Source organism: Acinetobacter entericus (assembly GCF_026168575.1).
Taxonomy (GTDB): Bacteria; Pseudomonadota; Gammaproteobacteria; order Pseudomonadales; family Moraxellaceae; genus Acinetobacter; species Acinetobacter bouvetii.
Genome location: NZ_JAPEQW010000022.1, coordinates 16,274 through 30,640, shown reverse-complemented (window position 1 = coordinate 30,640; position 14,367 = coordinate 16,274). Strand labels below are relative to the sequence as shown.

Here is a 14,367-nt window from a genome sequence, read left to right as displayed (position 1 = left end):
TTTATTACGGTGAATGAAGCAATTCTTTATCAGTTTGTTCTTCTTGATACGCTTCAAAAAATGAATATGCGTGATCTAGCTCAATGCTGAAAACCATGCTGATTAACTCTTCAGCCAAATGCATGCCCAGCATGAAGCTGAAAATTTTTGCCAGCTGCTGAGTATTCCCAAGACTGGAATGCGTATATAAAAAATGGTGCGGTTCAATCAAAGAATTGGCAAATTTCCGCTGCAGCTGTTTTGAGGTTTTGATATTCAGCGCATCATCTAAAATCAGCATGAAAGGTTCGTCCTGCTGATACTGCTGATGGCTTTGAAGCTGGTTTTTCAGCAAGAAGCTTTCAATACTGGCTTCATCCAGCATAATTTTGAGCGTTTTTTGCGGTATCAACCCGCTGATTTCAGTATTTAAACCAGCAATACACCAGCTGGACGCATATTCAGAGGCAATATACTGTTCCGATTGCCAATACTTTTCATCTAGCCAATCCTGATCAATCTCAGAGTCAGCGCCAATAATGAGATTGAAAACATACTCCTGCTGTGCGATTTGTTCTAAAAGCGTTAACCACTCAGCATAAGAAGTTTGATGACTGAAAAAGTGCTGTTTAATTTCAATTTGCGCACGCAAAATCGAGAACTGTTCTGCCAGCAGATGCTGCATACGTGCGCATGATTCATCATTCCAATGATGAATCATGCTTTCAGGCAGCAGAATATGAATGCAAAGCTTATTCAACCTGGAAATGGGTTCAGCCATTCCTCCTGCATCTTCCTCAAAATCATCCTCTGCCTGATACTCTCCAGTCCATGCGGGATGCATCCGGTATTGATATGCTATTTCACTGTCATAAAACATGGCAGAGTTTTTTAAATGTTCGGCTGTGGACGATAGAGTATCTGCATGCTGTTCCAGTTGATGCATAATCAGCTGGCGGACTCTTTTCTCGCGCCGGGATAACTGCATTGAATCATCATCTTCCGCGTCAACTGCATCATCTAAATCTTGAATCCGTAAAGATAAAACGGGCAAGCCATAAGCATTAAGCAAATCTGCATCCAGTTCAGGGCTTCTAAATTGCTTATACTGTGCAAGAATCGATTCATTTTCACCAAAACTATGCCGTGCAGCTGATGAATAAATATTGAGAGCAAACTGCCTGCTTTGATTGGATTTTTCCTTTTTCTCCCTGCTGATATTTTCAGCAGACTGCAGTTCAAAATCAGCAGCCTGCTGCAATTTCTCTTCTTTCTTTGCTTTGTAGCGCTGAATCGCCTTAAAGATAAAATAAGGTGATAGAACAAGCGCAGTGATAAGCATCGGTAGAATTACGAGATAGCTTATTAAATCTGAATTGGCCGGATCAAAAGCAGTATCGCGCCAGTAATAAATAACACATGTATTGATGACAAGAGCTAAGCCAGCAAAAGCCGTTATTATTATTTTAATCATTGTATATCCCCTATTAATGCATAACAGGTTTCAGCATTGTCCATGAATGAATTTGGGCTCAGAAATGTTCCCTGTGCTAAGCCAGCCACAGTGTTCAAGCCTAAACAGGCAGGCAGAATATGTTCTTCTTTTAAGATCAGGCGCACATCAACCTTCAGCGCAGGGCTGCACCATGTGTTGATGATTTGTTTCAGTTTTTCACTCATTGGGCGCCGAGGCAGAAAGCTTAAATAATCCTGCTGGCTTAACGGGCCAATCGTCAGTTCGATCTTGTCGTCTATTTGACGCACAGTTTCACCGCAAAAAGTATTGATGCCCAAACAGCTTGAGAGTGCCCCGCCCAGCATTGTTTTTTGTTCATCCGCTAAACTGAATTTGACGGGAATATATTCCTGAACTTCAAAGTTTGCATCAAAAACACAGCTTAAAATCGTTTTCAGCGCATACACTGCATTGGTTTGCCCCTGCATCAGTCCTGAAAATTCTGCAAAATAATCTCCCAGCCCGGTTTGCCCATGATGGCCTTTAATATAGCCATTTAAAGCATGAATAATATCTAAGTAATTATTTTCATTATCAATTTCATACCGCATAGGCAGGTTGTAATTGAGGCTGGCATCAATATATTGCGCGGTCAGTTTATGATTAAATAAATTTAAAAATTGATGCGCCTCAGCGGTCTGCTGGCGGCTGCTTAATTTAATTTTATTGGTATAACTGTATGGCAGAGAACCTTGTATGCCCGTTAGCCCGACTACCAGATTGGTCATATGCACTTGTTCACCATCAATATGCAGCGCTTCAATTTCACTTTGCGGGAAATTCAGTGTCAGCGAGCTGTTAAATCGGAAATCTGACGCCCAATGCCGGTCTTTCTGCAAATATGGCATATGCCTCAACAAACGGGCCGCTTGAATAAACTCGAATGATGCCGGATTTTCCAGCAAATCTTCAATTACAGAAGCATTTTGCCACCAACGTTCTGCACGCATTGGTATAGCTCCTGCTGAGATTGAATATCATAAACAGCTACATCCACATAGCTGTTCATTTGTACTTTTAAATTAAAGACTTGCGCCAATAGCTGGCTGAAAATATAGAGGCTGTGGCCGCGGAATACCTCAGCCTGAATGCCTATTTTGACTTTGATGCCACGGACAAATAATGGATAAGGATGACTATTCACCAATTTTTGTGTCAACTTAAAATCCAGCGCTTGAATGGCCTCAATAATGATTTGATTTTCACGCGATTTTGGCAAATTATATAATTCAAGCAATTCTTTAAGATGAGCAACAGCATCACCTTTCATCAATGACAGGGTATTCAGTGAAAAATGAGAAATAATACGCCACTGTTCTTGCTTATTCTGCTCAAAATAATAGGGCTTATTTGGCCTTTTCAGCATCACTGCCCGGCGCGCCAGACTGCTGTCGTTTAAGGTTAAAATATTGTGCTCTTTATTGTAGCTTTCATAAGCTAAATCTCCATTCGAGCAAAGCAGTTCAATACTAATAAAGTCAGACTGTGTGCGGTGAGGTTCCAAATGCTTTGAAAGCACCGAATAAGATAATTCCTGGTGCTTATTCTTCTGCAATGACCAATTCAAGCTATAAAAGAAATTCACCTGTTCCTGATGGTAATGACTCATTGCAAAAAAAGGTAAAATAGGATGAAGCACCTGATCTTGGCTACTTTTTTCACGGATCATGTTCATTCTTAAAATGGAATATGCCTGATAATATTTAGGATGATGGGCATCCGTAATTAAGGGATACTCCATACGCTTATGGTCAATTTTTTGCGGTTCAGCCTGCTTTTTAAATAGATTCACAACGGGTGTGCAAAATAATTTGAAATTTGCAGCATTTAATTCTGTATAGTTCCGCAAGACAGCCTGATCATTCAAATTAAGCTTAAAGTGCATCTGCACTTCAAACTCACTTTGAGAAGCATTCAAAAACTGTAAAAAATCTAAATTTAATGTCAAAAAACTGTATTTTTCCGGGCAGCAAAAATATTCCATCAATAGCCGGTAAGCCTGATGAGTATGCTGATCAACAGGCAGAATGCCTTCCTGCTCTTGAAAGCCGCCTAATGTAAACGGATTTGCGATGTCAAAAGTTTGCTGACCGGCTTTAATGGAAAAGATCGTAGTTTTTTGAAAAATGCTGTCCAATACCTGTAAAGGGAAATTAGAAATTGCATCCAAAAAGATCGGAATTTTTTCCATCTTTAATAGCGCATGTTTTTGGTTGAAGACTTCAAAACCTAAACTAATCGTCGCATTTTGGTTTAAGTGCATATGCGCTGTGGGATGCGCTTTAAACTGCAGCTGTTTAACTGCAATAGGCAGCAGACGGACGTCCTGCACCGACGAAAACTCAGATTGTACACCGCGGATGCTTTTAGATTTTAGGGCTGTCCCGCGAGGAATATGATGCACTTCCGTCAGCTGTTTGATTTTGCTGCTGTCTTCAAGTGAAATGACCGAACTGGCGGGAAAAGGTTTGAGATACTGAGGAAACATAACCTCAAAAATTGAACGCGTAAACAGGTCATAGCTGTCTGTCAATTTTTTATCAATTCTTGCAGCAATTAGCGCAAAGGCTTGTATCAGCCTCTCAATATGCGGATCATCAATCTGTTCTTGGTTTAACGATAAACGCTGCGCAATTTTTGGGTATTTATGCGCAAATTCACGAGATTGCTGGCCAAATTCCTGCAGTTGCTTTTCATAATACGGTAACAGCTCTTCAATCACAGCAAACCTACTTAAGTTTTAGTCAAAATAACATATTGTTGTGTTGTCGGTTTTAATAAAGCATCAAAAATGACGGGTTCATATAAAGGGTGAATATTTAAAAAAGCCTGAATGCTTAAGCACAGCGCTCCCATATTATGCCCTTCCATCAGCATTTCGACTTTAATCTGTTTCAGTCTGGGCTCATGCGCAGCAATAGACTGTTCAATGGACTGGCATATCTTGTCCCGGTCTAACGGATTTGATGTCGATAACCCGACAAAATCAATAATGCCAAACTGTAAAATAGACTGTTTTGCTAATGGAAAATCATCAATTTCAGGACTTAATTTAGCGGTACGGCTATTCAGCAAATCTTCCAAATCCAACGCTACCGATTCGCGTAGCTGCTGCAGAGACAAGCCTTGCTGCCCGTACAGCTCATTCGGCAGCAGGCGGTCAAATAAAGTGGTTTTAAAGCCATAAGGATAAAGCTGGTCTAAGTTCATATTTTTATTTTTAATATTTTAAATCAAAGAATAGAGGCCAAAAAGGATCAGCCTCCATCTTAATTTTAATTATGCAGCGTAAGAAGCGGTATTATTTGAAAGCGACCATTTCTTCGTTACAGCGCCTTTTTGCGTGCCGTTAATATCCTGCTGATTGTATGTCCATTCAACAGCGGCATATTTCAGGCCAAATGCCTCATGCGGCACGCCTTCATCATTTACATTCGGCGTTACGCTTGAAACCAAAACATGCTTCAGTTTAATTTGAAGATATTTTATGCGCTTGTCGCCATTTGCGCGGTAAAAGTCAATCTGCACTTCATCAAATGTATAGCCTGCAGAACATGCTTCCCAAAGCTTTGGGCTGGTAGCATCCAAATCTTTTACAAAAATCATATCTGAATGTTCAACACGCTCTGCCGTATGGCCGCCGACGCTTGAAGATGTTGCTGATTTAGGCTGGCGGATATTATGTGACCAAGAATTTACTTCCAGCCAATTTTTATGTTCAGAATCCCGAGATTCGCCATCGACTTTATATTTTCCGCGAAACTGTACGTATATATCTTTCATTGTTATATTTTTCCTGATTTTAATTTCAAGTTATTATTATGTTGCCTCAAATTAATTTGAGGACTGAGGCAGCTCAGTAACAAGTCTCAAAGACACTGATAACTCATCCAACTGGAAATGCGGCCTTAAAAAGACCACAGACTTGTAGTGTCCAGGCGCTGCTGGGTTTTCTACAACTTTTACAGACGCTTCACGCAGCGGATATTGAGCTTTAGCTTCCTGCGAAGCGCCGTCATCCAGCAGTACATATTGAGAAAGCCAGTTATTCAGAAAAGCTTCGACATTTCCCGCAGATGCAAAACTTCCTACTTTATCGCGCATCATCGCTTTTAAATAATGCGCAATGCGCGAAACAGCCATGATGTATTGGATTTGACTGGATAAAGCTGAGTTGGCATTGGCCGTATCGCTGTCATATTTTTTAGCTTTCTGTGCAGATTGCGCGCCAAAAAATGCTGCATAATCAGTATTTTTACAATGCACCAAGGGCACAAAACCTAAGTCGCTCAGTTCCTTTTCACGACGGTCTGTAATGGCAATTTCTGTCGGACATTTAAAGACAACTTCGCCATCATGGGTTTTAAATGTATGCACAGGCAAGCCTTCCACTAAGCCGCCGCCTTCAACACCGCGAATTGCCGCACACCAGCCGTGCATATCAAACGCATTGGTCAAACGGGTCGAAAAAGCATATGCCGCATTCATCCATAAATATTCATTATGGTTTTCTCCTGAGACTTCTTCTACATAGTTAAAGCCTTCAGTCGCCGTGCCTTCTTTAGGATGATACGGCAAACGCCCTAGCACGCGCGGCATGGTTAATGCCACATAGCGCGCATCATCGCTTTCACGGAAAGACCGCCACTGCACATATTCAGCCGTTTCAAAAATTTTTGAGACATCACGCGGACGGTCTATATCCGTAAATATCTCTAAACCGAACATTTCTGGGCTGGCTGCTGAAATAAATGGCGCATGCGCAGCAGCGGCCACATGTGAAATTTGCTCCAGCAGATACATATCTGCAGGCGTCCGGTCAAAGTCAAAATCACCAATGAGCGTTGCATAGGGCGCACCGCCAAATGAGCCATACTCTTCTTCATAAATCTTCTTGAACAGCGTGCTTTGGTCGAAATCTGCCGCACCTTGAAAATCTTTAATCAATTCTTTTTTTGTTGTATTGAGCATCCGGATTTTAATTAAAGAATTAGAAGGTGTTTCTTGGCAAAAATAATATAACCCGCGCCATGTTGATTCTACTTTTTGAAAATCCGCATGATGCATGATTTGGCTCAGCTGCTTTGAAATCAGTGCATCAATCTCTGCAATGCGCTTATCGATAGATAAAGCCATATTTTCAGAAATGGTAATGGTCCCTGCCATGACTTCTTTCGCCAGCTCGCCAATGAGGCTTTTCGCACGGTCATGTTCATCGTCTGTACGCGCTATGCGGCTTTGCTCAACGATTGAGTCCAGTAACGTATAATCTTCTTTCACTGTAAGATTGGATGCGGCAGCCAAATTTGAATTACTCATTTTCAGCCTCCAAACTCAATTTACGCACTTGATCAGTATTCTGCAGTACATCATCCAGCAGATCTTCCAGACGTTCGTTATTGGAAATTTTATTGCGCAAATCGGTCAAGCGTTCACGCGCGGCAACCAATTTTTTTAAAGGATCAACCTGCTGCACGACATTTTCAGGGCGGAAATCATCCATTGATTTAAACGTTAAATCGACTGATATTTTCCCGCCTTCTTCCGTCAATGTATTATCGACTTGAAAATTTGCCCGCGGCGCTAAAGATTCAATCACTTCATCAATATTATCCAAATCAACATTAATGAACTTTTTATCTTTCAGTTTGATTTTTTCTAATTCAGAGGCCGCGGAAAAGTCTCCCAAAACCCCTACAACAAATGGCAACTCTTTGATCTCTCTGCCATCTCCTACTTCAACATCATAAGTCAGCTGCACTCGCGGAGGTCTGATCCGCTGCAATTTTTTCTGTACACTTTCACGCTTGGCCATCTTCTTTTCCTTTTTATTTTTTATTAAATGTTTCAAATGGTGATGAATTTAAAGCTTTTTCGGCAGATTCTTTCACCACAGGTGCTGTTGTTCTATTGGTTTTAGGCGCCTTAGCTGCTGCGCTTTTCGGAGCTTCCGCTTTGGTTTTTTTTACTGCTGCTATTTTCGGTGGCGCTTTTTTATTTGATTTCTTTTTATTATAGGCATTTTCTGAAAACGCAGTTTCTCTGTTTTGCACCACAGGCTGGGCAAAACGGATTGTATCAACTAATATTTTTGCCGGCAGATACGCTTCTTCAGATAATGAACGAAGCTCTACTGTGCGCATATGATTTAATGCATTTTGCGAAATTGCCGTCCCGGCTAAAAATTCAGCATCTGTCATTTCTGGCGTACTGATATTTTGATTACGCAATTGAGCAACAGCTTGAAGGGCTTTTAAATTATAGCCTTGTGCTTGATATTTCTGCGCTATCTGAATCTGCAGCCCTGAAAGCAGCGCTTGATTCTTTCTATTAGTTTTATCACACATTTGAGTATAGAGACTGATTAAATCAGCATCTGTATCTCCAGCCGCCAGCGGATACAACTTGACGCAGGATTTATTCAATTCAAGTGAATCTTCTTTCTTGGCATAGCTTACTTGTGCAATACAGACAGCAACAATCATCGGCACGAAAAGCATGCCTTTGGTCAAAATACGCATTTATTATTCTCTAAATTTAGTCGTTATCAGCAAGGTTCATCACTTATTATTAATTTGTGATTCTTCCTTTTTCTAATCATTTTTAGTTTTACGGAGCAGATTTAACAAAAAACAGTCACTAAAAGTCAATACAAAATTTTATTTATCTAACAAAAAGTGTCATTTTTTGATTTTTTTTGGAAAAAAGTGCAAATTAATTTTTCTTTTTTTTTAAAATATGTAGAATAGGCCGACCGCTTTATTATAAAAAACAACTTAAAGCATTGATTTAAAAAATAATATTATTATTTAATTAAAATTAGCCCGTAAATAGACTTATTCCAATAAGCTGCGTGTTATTAAAAAGACAGAGATATCTATGAATAATTTAAAAATTTTAATTACAAAATTATCAGCACAATCACGCTTATCACTTGAAAAATCAGCCAATACCTGCATATCACAGCAAAATTATGAAATTGAAATTGAACATTTTTTATTAGAGCTACTGCAAAAAAACGGCAATGACATTCAAATTTTAATCAATAAATATAATATTCCGAAAGATGATCTCGTCCGCGACTTAACGGAAAGCATCGCCCTATTGCCAAAAGGCAATACCCGGACACCAATTTTTGCCAAGTCGATTGTCCGCTTGCTGGAACAAGCCTGGCTGCTGGCTTCCGCTGAACAGGATCCAATAATACGCAGTGGCCATTTAATCATAGCCCTGCTGACGGCTCAGGACTTATATCAAATTGCTGCCCGCGCATCATCGCTTTTTGATCTGTTCCCCATTGATACCATAAAGCATACATTTATAGATTTATGTCAAAGCAGCAGTGAAAACCAGCATCAGCCGCAGCAGCAAAAAAAAGGGCCTTCCACAGCCGATCCTGATGCCGCCACTGCTATCAAAACGCCAGCTTTGGACCAATACACTATTAATTTAACTGAAAAAGCTAAAAATGGCAGTATAGATCCAGTCATTGGCCGTGAATTTGAAATCCGCTTAATGCTGGATATTTTAATGCGACGCCGCCAAAATAATCCTATTTTAACCGGTGAGCCTGGCGTCGGCAAAACTGCCGTTGTCGAAGGCTTGGCCCTTAAAATTTCTCAAAATCAAGTGCCCGATGCGCTTAAAAATGTTCAGCTGCATACATTGGACATGGGGCTGCTGCAGGCCGGCGCCAGCGTTAAAGGTGAATTTGAAAATCGTTTAAAACAAGTGATTCAGGAGGTTCAATCCTCAAGCCATCCCATTATATTATTTATTGATGAAGCGCATACTCTGATTGGCGCAGGCGGTCAAGCTGGACAAAATGATGCAGCTAATTTGCTGAAACCGGCTTTAGCGCGGGGTGAATTGCGCACCATTGCCGCGACTACTTGGGTAGAATATAAACAATATTTTGAAAAAGATGCAGCCTTGAGCCGCCGTTTTCAGGTCGTAAAAGTTGAAGAGCCAACTGAAGCAGTCACCATAGATATGCTGCGCGCGATGATTCCAATCATGGCAGATCATTTTAATCTGCAAATTGATGATGAAGCGATTGTCAATGCTGTGCATGCTTCACACCGCTATATTACTGGCCGGCAACTGCCTGATAAAGCCATCAGTGTTTTGGATACTGCAGCAGCCCGCGTTGCACTGACGCAAAATGCAGTCCCTGTTCAGCTGGATCAGCTTTACGCGCAGCTACATAACCTGAAACTGCAGCAAAACATTTTAATTCAAGAAAATAAAAATATGCCGATTCATCATGAACGGTTAGACAAATTGGCAAAAACCATCACCAGCTTAAATGAAGAAATTGCCCAAACGGAATTCAGATGGAAGCAAGAGCTGGGTTTAGTCCAGCAAATTCATCGTTTACAGCAAGATTCCGAACAGAACCATAATGGCGAGGTCGCTGTATTGCGCCAGCAGCTGGCTGATTTGCAAGGCCAATCCCCTTTAGTTTTTGAACGGGTAAATGCGCACATTATTAATGAGATTATCTCGGACTGGACTGGTATTCCCGTCGGGAAAATGGTTAACGATGAAATTAAGCACATTCTCTGTTTAGAGGAAAAGCTTGGCCAGCGTGTAATGGGACAGGAGTATGCCTTGCATCAATTGGCGCAAGGCATAAAAACCTCAAAAGCCAAATTAGAGGACCCCAATAAACCGCAGGGAGTGTTTATGCTGGCAGGCCCTAGCGGCGTCGGTAAAACTGAAACTGCCTTGGCATTGGCTAATGAATTGTATGGCGGTGAATCCCACTTAATCACGATCAATATGTCTGAGTATCAAGAGGCTCACACCGTATCTTCATTAAAAGGGGCTCCCCCCGGCTATGTGGGTTATGGGCAAGGCGGAGTTTTAACTGAAGCTGTTCGCCGCAATCCATACAGCGTTGTACTTTTAGATGAAATTGAAAAAGCCCACAATGATGTGCAGGAACTGTTCTATCAAGTTTTTGATAAAGGCGTATTGGAGGATGGTGAAGGACGCCTGATCGATTTTAAAAACACCACGATTCTTTTGACCTCGAATGCGGGTTCAGGCTCTATTATGCAGGCTTGCCTGAATACGCCAGTTGATAAATGGCCGGCTGCGGAAGAACTGATTGATCAGCTTAAACCCGCATTGTACAAGCAGTTTAAACCGGCTTTTTTAGGACGCATGCGCATTGTGCCTTATTTCCCGCTCCATGATGATTTACTGATTCGAATTATTCAGCAAAAACTGGGCAAAATTACCGCCCGAATTAAAAAACAGTATCAAACCGAAATTATTTATAAAGATGACCTCATTGAATTGCTGCTGAACCGCTGTACTGAAATAGACAGTGGCGCCAGAAATGTTGACAACATTTTAAACTCATCTGTTCTTCCCGCACTGGCGACAGAAATTTTAATGGCAATGAGTGAGCAAAAAGTTCCGCGTTTGATTGAAATCAGTGTCAAAAATGATGAAATTCATTATGCACTTGATCCTAAAAATCAAATGGCTAAAAAGCAGAAAACAAAAAAATCAAAAGCATTAGAAACTTAATTTTAACAAGAAAGGCAGAATATGAGTTTAGAACTCGACCATTTATTGCAGCCCATTTCAGAGAGCCGCCCCTGCGGCATAGATTGCTCTTTTTCCAATGAGTTTCATGCGATTAAAAAAGCGAAAACTAAAGATGACCCTTTACTCGAACAAGGCGACTGGGTTTCTGAGCAAAAGAAGGCCGATTGGGCTTTTATTCATGCCAAATCAACAGAATTATTGACCGAGAAAACCAAAGATCTCCGCCTGTTGACCTGGCTTTTGGAAGCGTGGCCCCATCTGTATGGCTTTGATGGCATTGCCAAAGCGCTTGAACTGACACATCGGAGCTTGAATGTTTATTGGGACCTATTGCATCCTGAAATTGAAGATGGTGATTTAGATCAGCGTATCGGCTTGCTTCAAGGATTTATCAATCTGCTTCCGGCTTTATTGAAAGGCATTTCTGTTGTCAGCACGCCAGCAGCATATACCCTTTCAGATTATGACAGTATGCGGCATCATCAAAATCAAAGACTCAAAATGAATGCTAAGGATGAGCTCAATGAAGAAACTGCAAATTATCTAGAGCAATTTGAGCAGGCTTTATTCAATACTTCTAAATCGGTTCAATATCAGAATTTTCAGCAGTTTTTGGACATTATCAATCAATGGCAGCTGCTGAAAGAGACGTTGGACAGCTTAATGGGGCTAGATGCACCAAGTTTTGCATCCATCGATTCTCAAATTGAAACAATCCATATGACCATAAAAAAAATTTATAAAGCGGATGCTTTTTACAGTTCATCTGCTGAATCTGCCAACACAGCATCAGAACCGGTAAATCATGCTGACTTTTCTGCAAACCACGCTGTCCAGCATATGAATCATCAGCAGTCCTTTCAGCCGCAGCTGCAAAATCATTTGGCAAACCGTGCACAGGCCATGCTCGTGCTGCAGGAAATTGCAGACTATTTTCAAGCCAATGAACCGCATAGCCCTGTGAGCTATCTGCTGCAAAAAACCATTAAGTGGAGCCATATGCCGCTGCATGAATGGCTGGCTCAGGTTCTAAAAAATGAAAAACCTTTAGAAACCGTACACGAACTTCTGGGTGTGCAGGCAAATACCCATGACTCAAATAATGAAACAGACAGTAATTGGTAATTGAAATGTTTAAAGCAGAAAAAATATTATGGGGCGAAGGCCTATTCTTGCGTCCGCAGCATTTTCAGCTGCAGGATGCCTATCATGAACAGCGGTTAAACCAAACGGTTCGCGCAACCATTCCTTTTGCTTACGGCATCCGGTCTTTTCAATTTGATGAATCTCAGCTTGGCACCCATATTTTAGCTTTAAGCCAAATCGAAATGATTTGGCAAGATGGGGAAATTTACCAGGCGCCAGCCCAAGATTTGCTGCCTGAGCCGATTATGCTGGATGTGCTGAACCTAAAAGGCGAAATGCAGATTTACTTAGCTTTACCTATCTTGCAGCCAAATAGAAAGAACGTCAGCTTTGAGTCTGAAAATAGCCAATCCAGCAGATATCATTCACATTTAATTGAAACGCATGATTTATTTACCGATGCGAGCAGCGCTGAAATTACAATGCTGCGGCGCCGTGCTGAATTCAAGCTTTTTGAACTGGATCATGAGCCGCATCAGCTGGATGGCTTTTTGTATCTGCCTATTGGACGGATTAAGCGCCAAAGTTCAGGCAGTTTTGTACTGGATGCCAAATTTATTCCGCCTATCTTGCATATCGAATCCAGCGAGTCGCTCATTTCCAGTCTGAAACGCACATTAAATGTCATTAAGGCTAAGATTAAAGCCATTCAGGCGAACAATCGAGAAAACGAGCAGAAACTGATTGAATTCCGCTCAGGTGATATCGTTTCTTTTTGGCTGGTGAATGCCCTGAATACAGCTCATGCGGCCTTAAACCATTTACTGCAGTATCCGCATATTCATCCTGAACGGCTTTTTTTTGAATTGCTCCGTTTGAGCGGTTCTTTACTGACCTTTTCAACCGCCTATGAAGTAGATCAATTGCCGCAGTATCAGCATGATCACTTAGAAGAAAGCTTCAGCAGTTTAGACCTGATTCTACGTGATTTGCTGGATACCATTATTTCCAACCGCTACATCAGCATTGCCTTGAAAGAAGCTCGTCCATCCTATTGGATTGGCAGTTTGGAATCAGACAAAATCACCCGCGACACCCGTTTTTATCTGGCAGTTTCCAGCGGTGTGATGCCGGCACATGACCTCATTTCCTATGTTCCATTGCGTTTTAAAGTCGGCAATACCGTTGATGTTGAACAGCGTGTTGTCGCCGCGCTGCCTGCCATTCCATTACAGCATTTAATGCAAGTGCCGACGGCAATTCCCGTCCGATCCGGGGTCAGCTATTTTGAGATAGAGCCAAACAATGATCTGTACCAGCGGATGCTGGATTCAGAAACCATCTGTGTCTATATTCCGAGCGGCTTCCAAGATATTTCAATTGAATTAATTGCAGTCATGAATGGGTAATTTATGATGAATATACAGAATAATGCACCTTCATTGTTTGATGATGGCCACATTGGCATCGGGATGGCCCCCGCTGCGATTGAAACAAAAATAGCCAGCACAGCCAATCTGGTTGATTTAATGCATGACGGTTTTTATATTGTTTTTTTACTAAAAAATCAGTATGTGCCATCCAATGCTGACAGTTTCAGAGATAAAATTTTAACTTTGCTGCACCGTTTTGAAAGTCAGGCGCGCAAATTGCAATTCAGCAATGAGGATATTCAGGATGCTAAATATGCATATTGCGCCTTATTGGATGAAACCATTGTAACGCAGCAGAATGCCCGTTTTTTTGACTTGCAGAACAACTGGATGATGTGCCCTTTGCAGCTGAGCTTATTCGGTTCACAGCTTGCAGGATACCGTTTTTTTGAAAAAATGGATGAGATACGCAGTAAAGGAAAAGAGCGTCTGGCCGCGCTTGAAGCCTATCACTATTGCATGCTGTTAGGATTTCATGGCAAATACCGCTTAGAGTCGATTGAAAGCCTGAATCTCCTTGCTTCACGTGTGGGTGATGAAATTGACTATTTGAAAGGCAAAAAAGCTTCATTCTCACCATTTGCCGCGCTGCCCGATCAAATCAAGCATATTATTCACCGTGAACTGCCATTCTTCTGGATTCTAATTTTTTGGCTGGTTTTTGCATTCAGCTCTTTTGCCTCTCTGCATTTTATGCTTTCCAGCCAAGGGAATCAGTCTTTTGCAAAGTTCCAAAATGTGATTACAGCGCCAGCAGAACCAGCTTATATCATCATTCATTTACCATAA

General features: G+C 41.3%; 12 protein-coding genes. 4 read left to right on the top strand and 8 right to left on the bottom strand.

Features of this window, described 5'->3' with window-relative positions; translation table 11 throughout:
- Positions 1-4 precede the first annotated feature (4 nt).
- The 8 genes from OKC24_RS15010 to OKC24_RS14975 all read right to left on the bottom strand — a co-directional run bounded on the left by OKC24_RS15010 (position 5) and on the right by OKC24_RS14975 (position 8,016).
- Complete coding sequence (locus OKC24_RS15010) at positions 5-1,453, bottom strand: hypothetical protein (protein WP_131275726.1); 1,449 nt, start codon at positions 1,451-1,453, stop codon at positions 5-7.
- Positions 1,450-2,445, bottom strand: coding sequence for a type VI secretion system baseplate subunit TssG (gene tssG, locus OKC24_RS15005; RefSeq protein ID WP_131275727.1), 996 nt, complete (start codon positions 2,443-2,445; stop codon positions 1,450-1,452). The genes OKC24_RS15010 and tssG overlap by 4 nt, the downstream gene beginning before the upstream one ends.
- Positions 2,409-4,217: a type VI secretion system baseplate subunit TssF gene (gene tssF, locus OKC24_RS15000; RefSeq protein ID WP_131275728.1), complete on the bottom strand. Its 1,809-nt coding sequence runs from the start codon at positions 4,215-4,217 to the stop codon at positions 2,409-2,411. The genes tssG and tssF overlap by 37 nt, the downstream gene beginning before the upstream one ends.
- An 11-nt stretch (positions 4,218-4,228) precedes the next feature.
- Positions 4,229-4,705, bottom strand: a complete 477-nt coding sequence (tssE, locus tag OKC24_RS14995; RefSeq protein ID WP_131275729.1) for a type VI secretion system baseplate subunit TssE — start codon at positions 4,703-4,705, stop codon at positions 4,229-4,231.
- Positions 4,706-4,774: 69 nt separating this feature from the next.
- A complete protein-coding gene (locus tag OKC24_RS14990; protein ID WP_005010014.1) occupies positions 4,775-5,278 on the bottom strand; it encodes an Hcp family type VI secretion system effector in 504 nt (167 codons plus the stop codon).
- Between the two features lie 51 nt (positions 5,279-5,329).
- A complete protein-coding gene (tssC, locus tag OKC24_RS14985) occupies positions 5,330-6,814 on the bottom strand; it encodes a type VI secretion system contractile sheath large subunit (protein ID WP_131275730.1) in 1,485 nt (494 codons plus the stop codon).
- Positions 6,807-7,310, bottom strand: a complete 504-nt coding sequence (tssB, locus tag OKC24_RS14980; protein WP_131275731.1) for a type VI secretion system contractile sheath small subunit — start codon at positions 7,308-7,310, stop codon at positions 6,807-6,809. The genes tssC and tssB overlap by 8 nt, the downstream gene beginning before the upstream one ends.
- A 13-nt stretch (positions 7,311-7,323) precedes the next feature.
- Positions 7,324-8,016, bottom strand: a complete 693-nt coding sequence (locus tag OKC24_RS14975; RefSeq protein WP_131275732.1) for a hypothetical protein — start codon at positions 8,014-8,016, stop codon at positions 7,324-7,326.
- A 358-nt stretch (positions 8,017-8,374) separates the two neighbouring features.
- On the opposite strand from OKC24_RS14975, the gene tssH reads away from it, so the two are divergent.
- Genes tssH through icmH form a run of 4 tightly spaced genes read left to right on the top strand, consistent with a single transcriptional unit; the run spans position 8,375 to position 14,367 of the window.
- Positions 8,375-11,038: a type VI secretion system ATPase TssH gene (tssH, locus tag OKC24_RS14970; protein WP_131275733.1), complete on the top strand. Its 2,664-nt coding sequence runs from the start codon at positions 8,375-8,377 to the stop codon at positions 11,036-11,038.
- 21 nt (positions 11,039-11,059) lie between these two features.
- Positions 11,060-12,184 (top strand): type VI secretion system protein TssA, encoded by a 1,125-nt coding sequence (gene tssA / locus OKC24_RS14965; RefSeq protein ID WP_131275734.1) that lies wholly within the window; start codon positions 11,060-11,062, stop codon positions 12,182-12,184.
- A 5-nt stretch (positions 12,185-12,189) separates the two neighbouring features.
- The gene (gene tssK / locus OKC24_RS14960) at positions 12,190-13,554 is read left to right on the top strand and encodes a type VI secretion system baseplate subunit TssK (protein WP_265465888.1); all 1,365 of its coding nucleotides are present in this window, start codon (positions 12,190-12,192) and stop codon (positions 13,552-13,554) included.
- A 6-nt stretch (positions 13,555-13,560) separates the two neighbouring features.
- Positions 13,561-14,367, top strand: coding sequence for a type IVB secretion system protein IcmH/DotU (gene icmH, locus OKC24_RS14955; RefSeq protein ID WP_131275797.1), 807 nt, complete (start codon positions 13,561-13,563; stop codon positions 14,365-14,367).

What these genes read in the sequence shown, in the direction of transcription:
- OKC24_RS15010 (WP_131275726.1), bottom strand. Translation starts at nt 1,453, where the DNA reads ATGATTAAAATAATAATAACGGCTTTTGCTGGCTTAGCTCTTGTCATC.
- tssG (WP_131275727.1), bottom strand. Translation starts at nt 2,445, where the DNA reads ATGCGTGCAGAACGTTGGTGGCAAAATGCTTCTGTAATTGAAGATTTG.
- tssE (WP_131275729.1), bottom strand. Translation starts at nt 4,705, where the DNA reads ATGAACTTAGACCAGCTTTATCCTTATGGCTTTAAAACCACTTTATTT.
- OKC24_RS14990 (WP_005010014.1), bottom strand. Translation starts at nt 5,278, where the DNA reads ATGAAAGATATATACGTACAGTTTCGCGGAAAATATAAAGTCGATGGC.
- tssC (WP_131275730.1), bottom strand. Translation starts at nt 6,814, where the DNA reads ATGAGTAATTCAAATTTGGCTGCCGCATCCAATCTTACAGTGAAAGAA.
- tssB (WP_131275731.1), bottom strand. Translation starts at nt 7,310, where the DNA reads ATGGCCAAGCGTGAAAGTGTACAGAAAAAATTGCAGCGGATCAGACCT.
- OKC24_RS14975 (WP_131275732.1), bottom strand. Translation starts at nt 8,016, where the DNA reads ATGCGTATTTTGACCAAAGGCATGCTTTTCGTGCCGATGATTGTTGCT.
- tssH (WP_131275733.1), top strand. Translation starts at nt 8,375, where the DNA reads ATGAATAATTTAAAAATTTTAATTACAAAATTATCAGCACAATCACGC.
- tssA (WP_131275734.1), top strand. Translation starts at nt 11,060, where the DNA reads ATGAGTTTAGAACTCGACCATTTATTGCAGCCCATTTCAGAGAGCCGC.
- tssK (WP_265465888.1), top strand. Translation starts at nt 12,190, where the DNA reads ATGTTTAAAGCAGAAAAAATATTATGGGGCGAAGGCCTATTCTTGCGT.
- icmH (WP_131275797.1), top strand. Translation starts at nt 13,561, where the DNA reads ATGAATATACAGAATAATGCACCTTCATTGTTTGATGATGGCCACATT.